At 77.8% G+C, this 1269-nt stretch carries 1 pseudogene; it reads right to left on the reverse strand.

What is annotated here, in order from left to right:
* Nucleotides 1-1221, reverse strand: a pseudogene (locus M8542_RS49775) (glycohydrolase toxin TNT-related protein); the annotation flags it as partial.
* Between the last annotated feature and the right edge of the window lie 48 nt (nucleotides 1222-1269).

Below are 1269 nucleotides of genomic sequence, written 5' to 3' on the forward strand. Positions count from 1 at the left end.
CGGCGGACCCGCCTGCGGCTGGGCGCGCTCGGGTCCCGGTCCGGCCGGGACCGGCGCGGGCGGGGCGGGCTGGCGCGGCGGGGCCGGCGGCTCGTCGTCCTCGAGGTCGCCGAACAGCTCTTCGGCGCTGGTGAAGGCCGTCTGCTCCTGGGCGGGCACCGGCTCGGGCTTGCGGACCGGGTACGACCCGGTCGCGACCTCCGGCGACACCGTCGCGACGACCCGCTGCGGCACCGGTTCCGGCTCCGGCTCGGGCTCCGGTTCGGGGGCGGGCGGCGGCTCCTCGGCGGGCACGTGCCCCTCCGGGTTGAGCAGCAGCTTGCCGAGCATGAACGCGGCGGCGTCCTCGGCGTCCCCGAACACCGCCGGGTTGCTGAGCTTGCCGTCGTACCAGCCGACGCGCCAGCCGTCGTCGACCTCCTCGACGCTCCAGCCGTGTTCGGCGGGACCGCCCAGCTGGTAGCCGCTTTCCGGCACCTCGAGCTCGTCCAGCTTGGCCTGCAGGCCGGCGAGCACCGGGTGCTCCGGGACCTCGCGGCGCAGCGCCCGGCGACCCGAGCGGGGCGCCTCCGGGGCCGGCGCCGCGACGGCGGGCTGCGGCGGCATCGTCGGCTCCGGCACCGGCAGCACGCCCGGCACCTCCGACTGGGTGATCATGGTCGGCGGACCCGGGTCGAACGCGGGCGGCTCCTCGTGCCGGTTCGGGAACGCCCCGGGCTCGTCCTGGCCCTGGTCGAACGCGCCGGGCTCGCTCTCGAAGGCCGCGTGCGCCGGCTCGTCGTGCGGCTCCTCCGCGGGCTCCGGCTGGTCTTCCTCGTGCGACGGCCGGAACGCGGCGTCGTCGCGCCGGGCGGGGAAGGGTTCACCGTCACGCGGCTCGTCCCCGTGCCCGATCGGCTGGTCGGGGACGTACTCCGCGGTCTCGTCGAGGTCGGGCACCCGGCCCGGCTCCGGCGACGTGCCGTTCGACCCGGCGTGCTCGCCCTGCTGGTCGTACTCGTCCTCGGCGTACTGGTCGTCCTCGGCGAACCGGTCGTCGAACTCCTGGTCGTCGTAGCCCTCTTCGGTGTACTCCGCGTCCTCGACGTACTCGTGCTCTTCGGCCGCGGGCTCCGGCTCGGGCGGCGTGTGCACCGCGAGCGGCACCTCCGCCGGCGCGGGCGGCTCCTGGTGCTGCGGCGGCACGACGGGCGGTGCCGGCGGCGGCGGGGCCGCGGCCATCGCGGGCGGACCCTGGGGCGGCGGCCCCACGGGCCCCGGCGGCGGGCC

The sequence above is a fragment of the Amycolatopsis iheyensis genome, assembly GCF_024703995.1.
Classification (GTDB): Bacteria; Actinomycetota; Actinomycetes; order Mycobacteriales; family Pseudonocardiaceae; genus Amycolatopsis; species Amycolatopsis iheyensis.